Origin of the sequence: Photorhabdus tasmaniensis (assembly GCF_011189505.1) — a bacterium.
Classification (GTDB): domain Bacteria; phylum Pseudomonadota; class Gammaproteobacteria; order Enterobacterales; family Enterobacteriaceae; genus Photorhabdus; species Photorhabdus tasmaniensis.
This window is the reverse complement of record NZ_PUJU01000013.1, coordinates 1-15,216: the sequence shown is the minus strand read 5'-3', so window position 1 is coordinate 15,216 and position 15,216 is coordinate 1. Positions and strand designations below refer to the sequence as shown.

Here is a 15,216-nt window from a genome sequence, read left to right as displayed (position 1 = left end):
GAGAAGACAGGGAATGAAAGAAAACATCCAGGTTAATGATGCTGTGTTGCTGTTATGTGAAGAACAACAGGCTACGGTATTAATTGACAACCATCGTCGGGGCGACCCACAGGTCCAGACTCGGGTCATGCAATTACTTGAAGCCACGCCAGAGGCCGAAATTCGCTTTGTCAATTTGTCAGAATTGCAGGCGAACCGCCAGAAACAGAATCAGCGGACGAATGAACAGGGCGTGTGTCTGTCGGACTTAACTGATGTGAGTGAACGTCAGAAGCAGGTACTGACCTGTTTTGAACTGGCAAAAAAGCTGAATGCATCAGATATTCACCTGACTATCAGTCCGGGATTGACCCGAATTGAAATGCGTATTCACGGTGAGCTGGAAGTCGTCAATGAACTGTCGGAAGAGGAGGGAATGGCACTGGCATCCACGATCATTCTGTCGATGTGCGATGTCACTGAAACGCAATTTTTCCCCGGCCGTCAGCAGGACGGGAGGATTAAAGCGGATTTTCTGCGTCGGGTACATGTGTATGGTGCCCGGTATAGTCATACGCCAACCGCAGATGGTTTGTATGTTGTGATGCGTGTGATTGCTGATGATGGTGACAAAGTGCCTACACTGACACAATTAGGGTTTTTGCCGCAACAAATCAAACGGGTTTCCCGTATTTTGCAACTGCCGGAGGGCCTGATGGTGTTATCGGGGCCAACCGGTTCTGGGAAGTCCACGACATTACGCACTTTTTGTCGCCAGTATCTTGACCGGACTGGCGGTAAAAAGCGGTTATTGACCGTTGAAGACCCTCCGGAGGGGAGGATTGCCGGTGCGATTCAAACGCCCATCGTGTGTGACAAAAGTGATGAAGAGGCGGTCAGGCTTGCCTGGCACCGGGCGCTCACCTCTGCGCTGCGCCTTGATCCTGATGCCGTTATGCCAGGGGAAATGCGAGACCTGACTTCCATGCTAACGGCAATTTATGCTGCGCAAACGGGACACAGTGTCATGACGACGCTGCATACCAATAGCGCAGTCGGTATTCCTGAGCGCATGATAACCATGGGGGTGAATGCGGGGCTGATTGCCGATGCACAGCTTTTGATTGCGTTGATTAGTCAGCGTTTGGTACAGACATTATGCCCACACTGTCGGGTACCTTGGGCACAGAAACAGGCGGTACTGGATGAGGAACAACGGGCTTATCTGATGCGTTATTGCCATGCTCCCGGTACCTGTTGCGTAGAGAATTTATATTTTCGCCACCCTGAAGGATGTGAACATTGTTGCCAGACGATTACCTTGAGCGGACGGATTGTTAGCCGGGGAGTGACCGGTCGTAGCGTGGTGGCCGAAGTCATTAGGCCCGATGCGCGATTTTTTACCTTGTTGATGACTGAGGGCAAAGAGGCCGCGAGACAACACTGGGTAGCGAACTTAGGCGGAATGACTCGTCGCCAGCATCTGCTGAATAAGCTGAATGCCGGGCTGATTGATCCATTGGAGGCCGACTTAGTGTGTCCGCTGGATGAGGATGATTATTTGCTGATGGAGCAGGGTGATGCGTGAAATGTCATGGATCTGCCGTCTGCGCTATGTGTTAGTTCGCCACACTTTCTTACCCAGTTATCGCATCATTTTCTATGAGGCGTTGCGTTTTCTACTGGAGAACCAGATACCGTTATTGAAGGCGTTGCGGCAGATACGTGATGTGTATACCCATTTCAATACCCACTGGCATCCGTTTGCTGAACTCATTGACGATTGCATCTCGGCGCTCACTGATAACAGTCAAACGAATACCTTGGAACATGTGCTGGCGGTTTGGGGACCGGTAGAAGAGGCGGCGTTAATTAGTGTGGGTATGCGCAGCGGTCATTTGCCTGAAGCGCTGAGTCAGGCCATTACACTGATAGGTTGCCGTCAGCGTATTTTGATGGTGTCGCTCAGAATGATGATTTATCCCTTGCTGTTGGTGTTACTGATGACCGGATTGCTGGTTATCACCGCAACAGAACTGGTACCGACCCTGAGAAACATTGTAGATCCGCAAAACTGGCAGGGTGTGCTGGCATGGCTAAACGGGATGGCGACATTTTTTAATGAGGCGTTCCTGTTGTGTGGTGTCTTACTGCTCTCTTTTATTGTGGGCGTGGTGTATTCGCTACCGCGGTGGGTCAACCGTCTGCGTCGCATCGCGGATCATCTTATCCCCTGGTCGGTCTACAGTGATATTCAGGGTGCCATTTTTTTACTGAACATGGCTTCCCTTTTGCGTGCCCATGTTCAGACGCTGGATGCGTTAATTATCCTGCAACGCTTTGCATCTCCCTGGTTACAGATTCGTCTGGAGTCTATTGCTGATTGTGTCCGTGAAGGGGATCACTTTGGCCGGGCACTGCATCACTGTGGCTATGACTTTCCGTCAAAGGAAGCGGTGAATTTTTTGTCATTGCTGACGGAAGGTGATGGTACTCCTGACATGATTGGACGCTATGGTGAGCGCTGGCTGGACCAAACCATCGTACGGGTGAACAGGCGGGCCAATTTGGTCATGTTGTGTTCCCTGTTGCTGGTTGTCGGGGCATTTATGTTGATTTTGCTAGCCGTCATGGAAATACAGAACATGGCTAACATCATGCCGTAATGCCCTTAAATTAAACCTCCTTTTTAACGATTTTCTCCACGAAGAACCCTTTATATAAGGAATAAACCAATGCAGTACATGATGATACAGAAACAAGACAGCATGGTCCGTCCCCCTGAACGGGGTTGGGCTATTTTAGAAAATGGTGCGGTTGCTCTGGTTGTGATTGCCGTGATTACTGTCGTTTTGGGGGGAATTTATATGTTGTATGACCGCAAGGATGCGGTTGTGGAAACCACTAACCTGCAAACTATCATCGCCAGTACGCAGGGGTTAATGAAAGGCAGTGGTGGATATGAATTTAGTCACGCAGACAAGATGACCGGTGTCTTGATTCAGTTGGGGGGTGTACCGAAGAGTATGACGGTTCGCGGAGATACGACCGTCGGTAATGCCACGCTGTGGAATACCTGGGGTGGTCAGGTTAAGGTCGGACCGATCAGCTCGGGGGGATTTAATAATGGATTCACGGTAACTTACGAGAGAGTCCCTCAGTCTGCCTGTGTTTCATTGGCGACTGGGATGAGCCGGGGAGGAAGTGCGTCAGAGATCACGATTAATAATACTCATCACGCTGATGGCAAGGTGACACTGGAAAGTGCCAGTACAGAATGCACAAAGAACAACGGTCGTACCGGGACCAATAAACTGGTCTTTACGATTAATGGTTAAAGGATTGGGCGGTAACCTGGCGAGAGTGTTAATGCTTTTCCTGTTGCCCCTGAGCCTGCTGGAGTGTGAGGAGGTACAGGCGTTTTGTTTTCAGACCGCAGGTGCCAGGTATCAAATTGATCCGCAGTTACTCCGTGCTATGGCCAAAGGTGAGAGTGGTCTAAATCCCCGGGCAATGCATATTAATAAGGATAAGGCAGGTAAGCCGAAAAGTACTGATTATGGGTTGATGCAGATTAATTCACGGCATATTCCGAGACTGAAAGCACAGGGCGTTATTCTTGGCAAAGATGACCTATTGATGAAACCTTGCCTCAATGTCCAGATTGGTGCCTGGATACTGGCGAAACATTTTCAGACCTGCGGAGTAAACTGGAACTGCCTGGGTTCGTATAATGCGGGATTTGGTATGGAGCGTCACGAAATCCGGGAACATTATGCTGACCGGATATGGCGGATCTATCAGGCACAGCGTAACAATGAACGGGAAAAATGAAGACACTGATTGCGGTTAGCTTTCCTACAGAATATACCCCTCTGGTTATGATGACATTATTTGTCATCGGATGCGTGCTGCTTCGTCCGGTGAGTCAATTTTTGCAGGAATACGGTCTGTTGATGTGTTCAGTGCATCCGGTACCGCGAATGGCTATCTGTTTGTACGTGGTGTCGGGCACATTGATGTTGTTATCACCAGCGCCGCTGATGGAGCGGATAGCCGCACTGTTGCTGTTGAGTTTTTTGCTGCAATTATCGGTTATAGACGTTTTGAGTGGCTGGCTTCCTCGTCAGTTTACACTGGCTTGCCTGGTGTCCGGTGTACTGGTCAGTATTTTGTTGCAGTCGGTATCAATAACCTTTTTTGTCGTCATAGTGATCATGCTTGCTGGGGTGAGTACTTTACGCAAGCTGATGAATTGGCACTCTCAATGTGAAGCGCTGGGAATGGGGGATGTCTGGCTAATGGGGGCTCTGTGTGCCTGGCTGACAGGGTTACCTGCGTTGATAGGTTGCCTGATTGGTCTATCCGGCTTTGTGTTGTGGCATTTGGCTCAATGGCCTCATTGTCGTACGAAAGGCGGGCCGCTGGGGCCTTGGCTCAGTCTGGGGGGCATGGTCATGTTGTTGGACCGATTATATCAGCCAATATGGGTAAGCTAAATGAATGGAATAGTGACAGAAAAAAAGGATTGCAGCGGCAGTGTACCCGACCGGGGATATATGATGCTGGGCACAGCTGCCGGACTCATGATATTGCTGGTACTGGCGGCGTTGGGCACCCGCATTTACAACGATTATCTGACAGAGAAGTCCTGGCAGGTCATGGCGGCGCAAAGCAGTCGTTTCAGTGCAGCGTCGAAAGCTTATATTGGCCGTTATTATAATAGATTGCGGAATTCAGCAACGACAACCCAACCGGTGATGATCACCCCGGATATGTTGAGAAAAACCGGGCTGCTGCCATCCGGATTCAAAGACACCAACAGTTCAGGACAGCGCTATCAGACCGCTGTAGTGCGCAATACCCAGGATCCGGCGCTATTGCAGGCCATGGTAGTGACACAAGAAGGGGGGCCATTACCTTATAAAGCCCTGCGCCTGATATCAATGGATATCTCTACCGGATTGGGGGGATATATTCGGGATGGCAAGACGGCTACCGGCGCAATGAGCACATGGACAGTGCCTTTAAAGGATTTTGGGATAAACAGTGGTGAAGGTCACCTGGCCGTGTTATTGAGCGCAGATGAGTTATCTACTGCCCGTGAGGAGAGCGACCGGTTATACCGTTTTGCGGTCCCCGGTCGGCCGGAGCTGAACAAAATGCATACTGACATTAACATGGGAGGCAACAACCTGAACAATACGGCTACCGTGAATGCACAGGCTGGACATTTCAGTGGCGATATCCGGGCGAATGCCGGCCAGTTTCAGGGAGATATTCGTAGCCACGATGGCTGGATTGTGACGACAAAGAATAAAGGCTGGTTAAATGAAACCTATGGTGGTGGTTGGATGATGTCAGACAGCAACTGGCTTCGCAGCGTCAATAATAAAAGCATTTATACGCAGGGGCAAATCAAAGGCGGTACCCTCCGGGCTGATGGTCGTCTGTCAGCAGGGGAGTTTTTACAACTTGATAAAGTGGCTGTGGCGGGTACGGTCTGTTTACCCAACGGATTGGTTAGCCGCGACAGCAAAGGTGCCATACTGTCCTGCCAGTCGGGTCTGTGGACAAAAGCAGAAGCCACCTTGCAGCAAAATCAATGCTATCAGGATGGAAACTGGGGTGGACGTGATTTCGCTGAACACCGATGTCAGCCCGGATATTATGCGGCGGGACTGAAATTCGTGGGACACCAAAGAAAAGAATCAGCTTATGTCATTACCTGTTGTAAATAGCCTGAAAACGTAACATGTTCATATGTTTGATTTTTATTTTGGTGGTGTCGTGTTGTCCTTGCTTTGCGCTGGTGAGCAGATTAACGCCTTGGCGAGGATTCATCTGTACGGGTTTCCGACACAGGAAAAAACGGTATTATGTCATTCATCTTTCCCCGACTGACAGGATAGGGCGTCTGACACGGAGCCGAACCCGGTGTTTTCATGCGGCATTTGTTCGCGAACTTGAGGGGGCGCTTTTGCGGGCAGACCGGGATATTCTGTTTCGTTCTCATTTGATGCGGCCTGCTCAGATACAGCTGGCCTGCTCGGTTCTGGCACGTTACCCGACATGGCGTTACCGGAAGGTTAACGTGGTGATCCCTCGCTGGGAGCGGACAGGGATGATATTACAAAACTTACTGTATGAGTGGCGTTATACTCCGACGGCTGCCTGTGGTGTTATGGTGGTGGTGAAGCAGGAAAAATAACATTCTATATTAGAGAGCATGAAATGGTGTGGGGCACTACATTGGTGTTTATGCTGCCATAGCTAATGCAGAACTATCAACCGTATTCCGGCTAGCTCATTCATTCTGATGCAGAGAGCATTTAAACGATTGCCCCACGGATTTTTATGCTCTCGGTTGGGGTATATGTTTCTGTTTGGGAGCGTCTCAGAAACCACGTTAAGAAGCTAATTTATTGTTTAAACTAATCGTATAAACATAACTGCGCTTTTGCACGGCATTGACTAACAGTTTTTCCCATTCGGCCTAATATAAGGCTAATGTGGATTGAAAACCGTCGTTAATCACAGGCTTGACGGTTATAATTATCTGGCAGAATTAAGCCATTAATGCGATATGAGAGAATTGAAATCCTGTTGCTGCAACGACGTTACGCAAAGTTTTCAAAGTCGGATTGCCTTTAGGCGACAGCGTTCGGTACAGAGTCTCGCGTGAAACACCGGCCTTATCTGCAATCTGTGCCATTCCTCCTCGCGCTTCTACAACATGGCGTAATGCCATAAGAAATGCTTCCTGCCCGCCTTCTTCATCCATATCAACAAATGCCTGATGCAGATAATGCTGAGCAAACTCAGGATCTTCACGGAGAAGCTGCACCATTGCATCATCATGTAAACGTGCTTTGGCCATAATCACCTCTTCAAATAGTCCTTCAGACATTCAATCGCCTGATCTATATCGGTGCCTTGGGTTCGTTTATCGCCCCCAACTAACAATAACACCACTTCACGACCAACTAAGCTATAATACACTCTGTAGCCTGGCCCCTGATCTATGCGAAGCTCCCAGACACCCTCTCGACAAGGTTTATGATCACCAAAATTTCCGGTAGCCATTCGGTTAACCCGTGACGAGATTTTCGATTTCGCTATAGGGTCACGAATACCTTTCAGGAACTCCATATACAAGTCACGGTTATCGGAGGTGAGATAATGTTTGATCGTGTTCATATAAATTATTGTATCTTTAAAGCTACGAATCTGTCAATGTAGCATCTTTCGGTACGAATAATGGGGTTATCGGGTTACTCATATGCCTACAGGCACTGCATTTGAATTTGATGCCCAGGGTAACTCAATTTTGCATGTTGAATTTTTTATCGTCATCCTCTCTGGTTTTGCGCCGCATGCTTCCCGGTATCAGGTAATCATATGATTAGACTCTAATCACGACTTGAATAAGTCGCATTTCTGTGGGTTCTGTCGCATTAAGCGCTGTTTGGATAATATTGCATTTTTTTATTGGTTGTACTGAGGATGTCCCTGACTCGGGAAGCGTTCAAACGCTGGCACTATCCTGTTGATATCATCGTTCAGTGTGTTCGTTGGTATCTGGCCTATGCGCTGAGCCTGCGTAATCTGGAAGAAATGATGGCGGAGCGTGGGATTGCCGTTGATCATTCTCCGCTCTCTCGTTGGATTAATTGTTTAGTTCTGTTGATGATTAAACGTTGCCAGCGTAGTAAGCCCGCTGTTGGGCATTACATTACAAAACTTACTGTATGAGTGGTGTTATGGTGGTGGTGAAGCAGGAAAAATAACATTTTATACTGGAGGGCATGAAATTGTGTGGGGCACTACATTGGTGTTTATGCTGCTATAGCCAATGTAGAACCATCAACCGTACTCCGGCTAGCTCATTAATTCTGATGCGGAGAGCTTAAAGGATTGCTCTGCGGATTTTTATGCTCTATATGAACGTATCCCGTTTGCAAGACAAAAATTACTCTGACATCGATGGTAGGCTGCAGCTCTATATCCGTACATGAACTCCCGCTTATGTGCAAGATAAGTTCGTTGAATGACGGTCATAACTGCGTTCGTACATTCGGCTTCTGTGTTTGCAGGTTATTTTCTGCTGAGCCATGATGGATATATGCACACCTGCTCCTTATCGGCCTTCAGACCTTTATTCATTCTTGGTCGTCGGATATATCAGGTTTTGCAGGTGTCGGTTTGACCGATCTCCCATCTCACTTTTCCTGCGCAATTAGCAAGATCAATACAGCTAAAATAAATTTCATTCCTCTGTGATTACGATGTCACTCTGAACTTTTCTTCACCCGTTAATATCACCCATGATATTCTGGCGATCTTATTTGCCAGCGCGATAGCCACAATATTTACCGGACGACGCTGCATCAGTTTTTTTATCCAATCGCCATAGTTATCATGCCTTCGGTTTATATGGTAAATCACGGCTCTGGCACCCTGAACCAACAACTTTCGTATATAACCATCACCCCGTTTCGTTATTCCAGCGAGTCTGGTTTTTCCACCACTGGAATATTGTCTGGGGGTTAACCCCAGCCAGGCAGCAAAGTGTCGGCCATTTTTAAACAGACGAGGATCGCCAACGCGACTGACAATGGCTGTGGCGATCACTGGCCCAACACCGGGAATGGTGGCTAACCGTTGACAGACATCGTTCTCTTTGAAATATCTGTCAATCATTTCGTTAAGCTCACCGATCCACGCCTGTAAACAGGATAATTGTTCAAGATACATCCTGCCCAGCTTTCTCAGGATAGGAGTTATCACTGACTCACCATCCTCTATAATCTCAAGGAGACCTTTTTTTAGCGAAGACAGCCCGATCGGAAATATGATGCCTTCTTCTGAAAACAGACTACGGATCTGATTTGATTTAGCCGTTCTTTCCTGAATAGCCCCTTCCCGTATTCGGTGCAATGATTGTAATGATTGTAATGATTGCTGCTCTGCACTTTTTATGGGGACACAGTGAATATCCCGTCTTGTGACTGCCATACCGATCGCAGCAGCATCATTAGCATCATTTTTTCCGCCGACAACAATAAGGTTTAACGTATTGGGTTGGCAACAAATGAACCGTGTGCCCCAACTTTGTCAATTCCCGTGCCCAATAATGTGCACTATGGCAGGCTTCGATCCCAATCAGTGCTGGCTCCAGAGTCGTAAAAAACTTCAACACACTATTTCGACGTAACTTCCGTTTAATAATGGCTACGCCACGGTGGTTGGTCCCATAAACTTGAAAAATATTTTTAGCAATATCAAGACCGATGATGAGATTAGGCATAATCTCCTCCCAAAACTGGCTAGATTTTATTGATGAATTCCCATCTTACTCCGTGAGGAGCGGGAGTTCATAACATCAGCCTTATTGCAGCCAGAGCTGCGGGCCTCTATGTAATCCGCTGACTGGCTCCTCACTCTCCTAACGAGCTTTAAGCTCAGAGCATAAATCAGGTTTAGCAAGTCACGGTCTTACCTGTCTTTGTCATCATTATCATTGCCTTAGCAATCTTTCTGCATTCATCCATGTAGTTAAAAGTGAAAGTTGACTCAGTGAAACACCTCAGTAAGGTCTGACACTGACGTAATCTTTTTGATATTCTTGCTGATCGGCGACCAATGCCCAAACGGTGCGAGCCTGCTTATTGGCCATCCCCACAATCGCCACACAGACCGGGCGTCGTTTTTTCAGCTCCGTCACCCACGGCAGCGGGGCTTTCGTCAGTAAGGTGGCCACTCTTGCACCGTGAATAAACAGGGTTCTCAGGTAGGTATCTCCCCGTTTACTGATACCCAGTAATTTGACCCGGCCTCCCGTTCCCGTTTGTTTCGGCACCAGGCCCAGATAGGCCGAAAATTCCCTACCCGACCGAAATGCACTGGGATCGTCCATTGTCGCAATGGCGGCGGTCGCAATCAGGGCACCGATACCGAGAATTTTCATAATCCGCTGACAATCGGCATTCTGTTTTGCCCACGCCGTTAGTTGTTTTTCCACCTGTTCAATTTGTTCATCGATTTCGTTCAAACGGGGGTATTGCTCCTCAAGCAACTCAAGCAGGAACGGAGCCCGCTTTTCCCTTAGCCGCTCAAGCACCTCCGGCATCGCTTTATCCAGTGAAGCTCTGCCTTTATGTACGGTTTCACCAAATTCCAGCAGTAAACCATGCAGTGCATTGATTTGTGCGGTTCTGAATTTCACTCACTGATAGTGCATCCGGTGTAATGACAAAATGGCCTGCTGTTCTTCGTTTTTGACGGCGGCCGATTTACTGGGCTGCTGAACCGCTAGCCAAATGGCCCGGGCATCCTGAACATCATTTTTGTTTCCCATCCGAAAAGCTTTGACAAATTTAGCCTGAAGCAAACGCACTTCATGCCCCAGCTTTCTCAGTTCCCGTGCCCAATAGTGAGCGCCACCACACGCTTCTATGCCAATCAGACAAGGTTCTCGGTTACTGAAAAATGTTAAAAAATCCTGCCGCCGCAGAGGTTTATCAATGAGTTCACCAGTGTATTCATCAACAAAATGAATTTGCATCAAATGTTTTGCAATATCGACACCAAAAGGAGTAAATTTCATGGGTGGATCCTCCAGTCATCAAGGAGCAGCAGTCTCCCGCTGTTAGGCACTATAAGGCCGGAAATTTGCGAGGACCACACTTCATCTCTCAATTCCAGCACAATGCCAAAGGCTCAGTGGTTGGGATGCGTTCATTACAGTCTCCATGTACAACTGTTTGCCCCATTAGCACATATGTGCTAGTGTGGGAATATGTAATTTTGGAGATTATCCCATGAGTCGCCTAACCATCGACATAACAGACCAGCAGCGCCAAAGCCTGAAAGCGCTGGCTGCCTTGCAGGGCAAGACCATCAAGCAATACGCGCTGGAAAGGCTGTTTCCCGGCGATGTTGATGCCAATCAGGCATGGAAGGAGCTGAAAACCCTGCTCGGCACCCGCATCCACAAGGGACTTGCTGGCAATGTGTCTACCAAGAGCATTAGCGAAATTCTCGATGAAGAACTGACCGAGGGCCGGGTTTGACCGGCTACGTTCTCACTGCGGCGGCAGAATCCGACCTGCGCGGCATCGTCCGCTACACCCGCAAGCAATGGGGCGATGCTCAGGTGCGCCGCTACATTGCTATGTTGGAACAGGGTATCGCCAGCCTCGCCGATGGCCGGGGTGTGTTCAAAGACATGAGTGCGCTTTTTCCGGGTCTACGGATGGGGCGGTACGAACATCATTACGTCTTCTGTCTACCGCGTGAGGGAGCGCCTGCTCTGATCGTGGCTATTTTCCATGAACGCATGGACCTGATGACACGACTGGCTGACCGGCTTAAAGAGTGATGGCTTGGGCAGCCATGATCGAAATGGCGGCTGGTGACACGACTGTTGGGTCTACCCCTTATACCGAGTCACACTGTATCCTAAGAACTTTCGTTCCTAGGGGCACGTTACCGTGCTTTTCTTATCATTCATATTTAGTTTCAGTGTGTCACTCAGGAACTCACTGATATCTTTGAGTAAGTTTCCGCCTGCTTTTCGCCTGCTCACATGGATGTTACGTCGAGTCACCCGAAAGAACCTCCCCCTCAAGTGCTCACGGAACTGGACGTGAACCTCTCAGCTCGGGGTAAGGGGTCTGAGGTGAGTAAACCCGTCGGTTACCCTGTCTCTTCTACACAAATATTTTGATATTTTCCTGCATTCTTGTTGAACTCTTGTTCCAGTCATCGATCTCAACAAAAAACCACAGATAAGCTAACCGATATGTTTTCAGCCAACACCGAGCAATGGGCAAAAGACACTTTTCAACACGCTGAATTAGGCGATAAACGACGCACAAAGCGCCTGGTTCAGCTCACCGGTTCACTCGCCAACCAGACAGGACAATCCCTCGTGCAATCCTTACATTCCCCTGCCGATATTGAAGCGGCTTACCGTTTCACCCGTAATCAGTCTGTTTCCCCTCAGGCCATTGCTGAAGCGGGTTTCGCGGCCACCGTGGCACACGCCAATGCCTATGATTGCCTGCTGGCCTTAGAAGACACCACTTCCCTGTCGTTTTCCCATCACACCGTGGTGGATGAACGGGGTCACACCACCTCAAACCCGAAATCCCGGGGACTCTTTGCCCATTCGATTTTGCTGTTTGCGCCCCAGGAACATCAGGTGGTCGGGCTGGTTGAACAGCATCGCTGGACACGCGATGTTCAGACGTATGGCAAAAGCCGGCAAAGTGACACGCGTCCTTATGAAGAAAAAGAAAGCTATAAATGGGAACAGGCGTCACGGGCAATGGCAAACCGACTGGGCGGGCAAATGCCGAAAATTATTTCGGTTTGTGACCGTGAAGCTGACCTCATTGAGTATCTGACCTATAAGATGGCCGAAAATCACCGTTTTGTCGTCCGTTCAATGCAAAGTCGGCGTATAGAGGAGAGCCAGGATAAACTTTATGATTTTATTGAGACATTAAAAAGGGCCGGAGAGCGGCGGGTTCAGGTCAGGCAGAAAGGTGAACGCCAGGCCCGCGGGGCGCACTGTAAGGTTTGCTATACGGAAGTGAGTCTGAAAGTGCCGAAAGGAAAACAAGGGGAGAACATTCGCGTGTTTTACGTGGGTTGCCATGAAAAAGGCACAGAAAACGGGCTAAGCTGGCATCTTCTCACCTCAGAGCCGGTTAACAGTGAAGCCGATGCCCATCGAATATTCGGTTATTATGAACGGCGTTGGTTGATAGAAGAATTTCACAAGACCTGGAAAAGTGGAGGTACGCAGGTTGAAGCCCTGCGGATGCAAAGCAAAGACAATCTGGAACGCATAATTCTGATCCTGGCCTTTATTGCGGTGCGGATACATCAGCTTCGTTTTAAGGGTCTGAACAAAGAAGAGGCAGAAAAGCAAAGTTGTGAAGAGATACTCAGCCCACTGGCCTGGAAGCTCTTGTGGTCAAAGCAGGAGAAACGGCGTCTGCCAAAGAAAGAGCCGAGTCTGCATTGGGCGTATATCAGTTTGGGTAAATTGGCCGGTTGGTCTGATTCTAAACGTACTTGGCGGGTAGGCTGGAAAACACTCTGGGAAGGCGGGTTCCTGCTACAAACGCGGATGGACGGTTACTTGCTTGCCAAGTCAGTTGATCTGGAGATGTGATTAAGAGACAGGTTACCGGCCCTGATAGGTTGCTTGATTGGTCTATCCGGCTTTGTGTTGTGGCATCTGGCTCAATGGCCTCATTGTCGTACGAAAGGCGGGCCGCTGGGGCCTTGGCTCAGTCTGGGGGGCATGGTCATGTTGCTGGACCGATTATATCAGCCAATATGGGTAAGCTAAATGAATGGAATAGTGACAGAAAAAAAGGATTGCAGCGGCAGTGTACCCGACCGGGGATATATGATGCTGGGCACAGCTGCCGGACTTATGATATTGCTGGTACTGGCGGCGTTGGGCACTCGCATTTACAACGATTATCTGACAGAGAAGTCCTGGCAGCGCAAAGCAGTCGTTTCAGTGCAGCGTCGAAAGCTTATATTGGCCGTTATTATAATAGATTGCGGAATTCAGCAACGACAACCCAACCGGTGATGATCACCCCGGATATGTTGAGAAAAACCGGGCTGCTGCCATCCGGATTCAAAGACACCAACAGTTCAGGACAGCGCTATCAGACCGCTGTAGTGCGCAATACCCAGGATCCGGCGCTATTGCAGGCCATGGTAGTGACACAAGAAGGGGGGCCATTACCTTATAAAGCCCTGCGCCTGATATCAATGGATATCTCTACCGGATTGGGGGGATATATTCGGGATGGCAAGACGGCTACCGGCGCAATGAGCACATGGACAGTGCCTTTAAAGGATTTTGGGATAAACAGTGGTGAAGGTCACCTGGCCGTGTTATTGAGCGCAGATGAGTTATCTACTGCCCGTGAGGAGAGCGACAGATTGTACCGTTTTGCGGTCCCCGGTCGTCCGGAACTGAACAAAATGCATACTGACATTAACATGGGAGGCAACAACCTGAACAATACGGCTACCGTGAATGCACAGGCTGGACATTTCAGTGGCGATATCCGGGCGAATGCCGGCCAGTTTCAGGGAGATATTCGTAGCCACGATGGCTGGATTGTGACGACAAAGAATAAAGGCTGGTTAAATGAAACCTATGGTGGTGGTTGGATGATGTCAGACAGCAACTGGCTTCGCAGCGTCAATAATAAAAGCATTTATACGCAGGGGCAAATCAAAGGCGGTACCCTCCGGGCTGATGGTCGTCTGTCAGCAGGGGAGTTTTTACAACTTGATAAAGTGGCTGTGGCGGGTACGGTCTGTTTACCCAACGGATTGGTTAGCCGCGACAGCAAAGGTGCCATACTGTCCTGCCAGTCGGGTCTGTGGACAAAAGCAGAAGCCACCTTGCAGCAAAATCAATGCTATCAGGATGGAAACTGGGGTGGACGTGATTTCGCTGAACACCGATGTCAGCCCGGATATTATGCGGCGGGACTGAAATTCGTGGGACACCAAAGAAAAGAATCAGCTTATGTCATTACCTGTTGTAAATAGCCTGAAAACGTAACATGTTCATATGTTTGATTTTTATTTTGGTGGTGTCGTGTTGTCCTTGCTTTGCGCTGGTGAGCAGATTAACGCCTTGGCGAGGATTCATCTGTACGGGTTTCCGACACAGGAAAAAACGGTATTATGTCATTCATCTTTCCCCGACTGACAGGATAGGGCGTCTGACACGGAGCCGAACCCGGTGTTTTCATGCGGCATTTGTTCGCGAACTTGAGGGGGCGCTTTTGCGGGCAGACCGGGATATTCTGTTTCGTTCTCATTTGATGCGGCCTGCTCAGATACAACTGGCCTGCTCGGTTCTGGCACGTTACCCGACATGGCGTTACCGGAAGGTTAACGTGGTGATCCCTCGCTGGGAGCGGACAGGGATGATATTACAAAACTTACTGTATGAGTGGCGTTATACTCCGACGGCTGCCCGTGGTGTTATGGTGGTGGTGAAGCAGGAAAAATAACATTCTATATTAGAGAGCATGAAATGGTGTGGGGCACTGCATTGGTGTTTATGCTGCTATAGCTAATGTAGAACCATCAACCGTATTCCGGCCATCTTGTATCTTTAATCTGGTTTATGCTGGTTAAGTGAGATTGGCAACAATCATGTAGTCAGACAACCATCAA

At 48.8% G+C, this 15,216-nt stretch carries 15 protein-coding genes and 3 pseudogenes; 13 read left to right on the top strand and 5 right to left on the bottom strand.

What is annotated here, in order from left to right; all coding sequences use genetic code 11:
• Positions 1 to 13: 13 nt before the first annotated feature.
• The 7 genes from C5471_RS08020 (at position 14) to C5471_RS07990 (ending at position 6,190) form a co-directional block, all read left to right on the top strand.
• Positions 14 to 1,567 carry a GspE/PulE family protein gene (locus C5471_RS08020; RefSeq protein WP_133813282.1) on the top strand — a complete coding sequence of 518 codons (1,554 nt, stop codon included), beginning with the start codon at positions 14 to 16 and terminating at the stop codon, positions 1,565 to 1,567.
• Entirely contained in the window at positions 1,560 to 2,645 is a 1,086-nt protein-coding gene (locus C5471_RS08015; protein WP_133813283.1) for a type II secretion system F family protein, read from the top strand. The genes C5471_RS08020 and C5471_RS08015 overlap by 8 nt, the downstream gene beginning before the upstream one ends.
• Before the next feature lie 69 nt (positions 2,646 to 2,714).
• On the top strand, positions 2,715 to 3,317 hold the full coding sequence (locus tag C5471_RS08010; RefSeq protein WP_133813284.1) for a type 4 pilus major pilin: 603 nt from the start codon (positions 2,715 to 2,717) through the stop codon (positions 3,315 to 3,317).
• Between the two features lie 31 nt (positions 3,318 to 3,348).
• Positions 3,349 to 3,813 (top strand): lytic transglycosylase domain-containing protein, encoded by a 465-nt coding sequence (locus C5471_RS08005; RefSeq protein WP_242688622.1) that lies wholly within the window; start codon positions 3,349 to 3,351, stop codon positions 3,811 to 3,813.
• Positions 3,810 to 4,478, top strand: a complete 669-nt coding sequence (locus C5471_RS08000; protein ID WP_133813286.1) for a prepilin peptidase — start codon at positions 3,810 to 3,812, stop codon at positions 4,476 to 4,478. Before C5471_RS08005 ends, C5471_RS08000 begins: the two co-directional genes overlap by 4 nt.
• Positions 4,479 to 5,720 carry a shufflon system plasmid conjugative transfer pilus tip adhesin PilV gene (gene pilV, locus C5471_RS07995; RefSeq protein WP_207627258.1) on the top strand — a complete coding sequence of 414 codons (1,242 nt, stop codon included), beginning with the start codon at positions 4,479 to 4,481 and terminating at the stop codon, positions 5,718 to 5,720. It begins immediately after the preceding gene.
• Between the two features lie 71 nt (positions 5,721 to 5,791).
• Positions 5,792 to 6,190, top strand: coding sequence for a hypothetical protein (locus C5471_RS07990; RefSeq protein WP_133813287.1), 399 nt, complete (start codon positions 5,792 to 5,794; stop codon positions 6,188 to 6,190).
• Positions 6,191 to 6,547: 357 nt separating this feature from the next.
• On the opposite strand, the gene C5471_RS07985 is transcribed toward C5471_RS07990, so the two are convergent.
• Positions 6,548 to 6,859, bottom strand: a complete 312-nt coding sequence (locus C5471_RS07985; RefSeq protein WP_021324288.1) for an addiction module antidote protein — start codon at positions 6,857 to 6,859, stop codon at positions 6,548 to 6,550.
• Between the two features lie 2 nt (positions 6,860 to 6,861).
• Positions 6,862 to 7,179, bottom strand: a complete 318-nt coding sequence (locus C5471_RS07980; RefSeq protein ID WP_133813288.1) for a type II toxin-antitoxin system RelE/ParE family toxin — start codon at positions 7,177 to 7,179, stop codon at positions 6,862 to 6,864.
• 306 nt (positions 7,180 to 7,485) lie between these two features.
• Here C5471_RS07980 and C5471_RS07975 point away from each other — a divergent pair.
• Positions 7,486 to 7,707: pseudogene (locus tag C5471_RS07975) on the top strand (IS6 family transposase); the annotation flags it as partial.
• A 555-nt stretch (positions 7,708 to 8,262) separates the two neighbouring features.
• On the opposite strand, the gene C5471_RS07970 reads toward C5471_RS07975, so the two are convergent.
• The 3 genes and pseudogenes from C5471_RS07970 to C5471_RS07965 form a co-directional block, all read right to left on the bottom strand.
• Positions 8,263 to 8,997, bottom strand: coding sequence for an IS110 family RNA-guided transposase (locus tag C5471_RS07970; RefSeq protein WP_207627257.1), 735 nt, complete (start codon positions 8,995 to 8,997; stop codon positions 8,263 to 8,265).
• Positions 8,998 to 9,022: 25 nt separating this feature from the next.
• Positions 9,023 to 9,289: a transposase gene (locus C5471_RS23935; RefSeq protein WP_207627256.1), complete on the bottom strand. Its 267-nt coding sequence runs from the start codon at positions 9,287 to 9,289 to the stop codon at positions 9,023 to 9,025.
• Between the two features lie 279 nt (positions 9,290 to 9,568).
• Positions 9,569 to 10,588 (bottom strand): annotated as a pseudogene (locus C5471_RS07965) (IS110 family RNA-guided transposase).
• Between the two features lie 214 nt (positions 10,589 to 10,802).
• Here C5471_RS07965 and C5471_RS07960 point away from each other — a divergent pair.
• The 5 genes and pseudogenes from C5471_RS07960 (at position 10,803) to C5471_RS07940 (ending at position 15,050) form a co-directional block, all read left to right on the top strand.
• Positions 10,803 to 11,054: an antitoxin gene (locus C5471_RS07960; RefSeq protein WP_133813289.1), complete on the top strand. Its 252-nt coding sequence runs from the start codon at positions 10,803 to 10,805 to the stop codon at positions 11,052 to 11,054.
• Positions 11,051 to 11,362, top strand: a complete 312-nt coding sequence (locus tag C5471_RS07955) for a type II toxin-antitoxin system RelE/ParE family toxin (RefSeq protein WP_133813290.1) — start codon at positions 11,051 to 11,053, stop codon at positions 11,360 to 11,362. Before C5471_RS07960 ends, C5471_RS07955 begins: the two co-directional genes overlap by 4 nt.
• Before the next feature lie 423 nt (positions 11,363 to 11,785).
• Positions 11,786 to 13,168, top strand: a complete 1,383-nt coding sequence (locus C5471_RS07950; RefSeq protein ID WP_133813291.1) for an IS4 family transposase — start codon at positions 11,786 to 11,788, stop codon at positions 13,166 to 13,168.
• A gap of 180 nt (positions 13,169 to 13,348) precedes the next feature.
• Positions 13,349 to 14,415 (top strand): annotated as a pseudogene (pilV, locus tag C5471_RS07945) (shufflon system plasmid conjugative transfer pilus tip adhesin PilV); the annotation flags it as partial.
• A 236-nt stretch (positions 14,416 to 14,651) separates the two neighbouring features.
• Entirely contained in the window at positions 14,652 to 15,050 is a 399-nt protein-coding gene (locus C5471_RS07940; protein ID WP_133813292.1) for a hypothetical protein, read from the top strand.
• Positions 15,051 to 15,216: the final 166 nt, after the last annotated feature.

Bases quoted from the DNA above. Each gene is read 5' to 3' on its own strand.
- C5471_RS08020 (WP_133813282.1), top strand. From the start codon at position 14: ATGAAAGAAAACATCCAGGTTAATGATGCTGTGTTGCTGTTATGTGAA.
- C5471_RS08015 (WP_133813283.1), top strand. From the start codon at position 1,560: ATGCGTGAAATGTCATGGATCTGCCGTCTGCGCTATGTGTTAGTTCGC.
- C5471_RS08010 (WP_133813284.1), top strand. From the start codon at position 2,715: ATGCAGTACATGATGATACAGAAACAAGACAGCATGGTCCGTCCCCCT.
- C5471_RS08005 (WP_242688622.1), top strand. From the start codon at position 3,349: ATGCTTTTCCTGTTGCCCCTGAGCCTGCTGGAGTGTGAGGAGGTACAG.
- C5471_RS08000 (WP_133813286.1), top strand. From the start codon at position 3,810: ATGAAGACACTGATTGCGGTTAGCTTTCCTACAGAATATACCCCTCTG.
- pilV (WP_207627258.1), top strand. From the start codon at position 4,479: ATGAATGGAATAGTGACAGAAAAAAAGGATTGCAGCGGCAGTGTACCC.
- C5471_RS07985 (WP_021324288.1), bottom strand. From the start codon at position 6,859: ATGGCCAAAGCACGTTTACATGATGATGCAATGGTGCAGCTTCTCCGT.
- C5471_RS07980 (WP_133813288.1), bottom strand. From the start codon at position 7,179: ATGAACACGATCAAACATTATCTCACCTCCGATAACCGTGACTTGTAT.
- C5471_RS07970 (WP_207627257.1), bottom strand. From the start codon at position 8,997: ATGGCAGTCACAAGACGGGATATTCACTGTGTCCCCATAAAAAGTGCA.
- C5471_RS23935 (WP_207627256.1), bottom strand. From the start codon at position 9,289: ATGCCTAATCTCATCATCGGTCTTGATATTGCTAAAAATATTTTTCAA.
- C5471_RS07960 (WP_133813289.1), top strand. From the start codon at position 10,803: ATGAGTCGCCTAACCATCGACATAACAGACCAGCAGCGCCAAAGCCTG.
- C5471_RS07950 (WP_133813291.1), top strand. From the start codon at position 11,786: ATGTTTTCAGCCAACACCGAGCAATGGGCAAAAGACACTTTTCAACAC.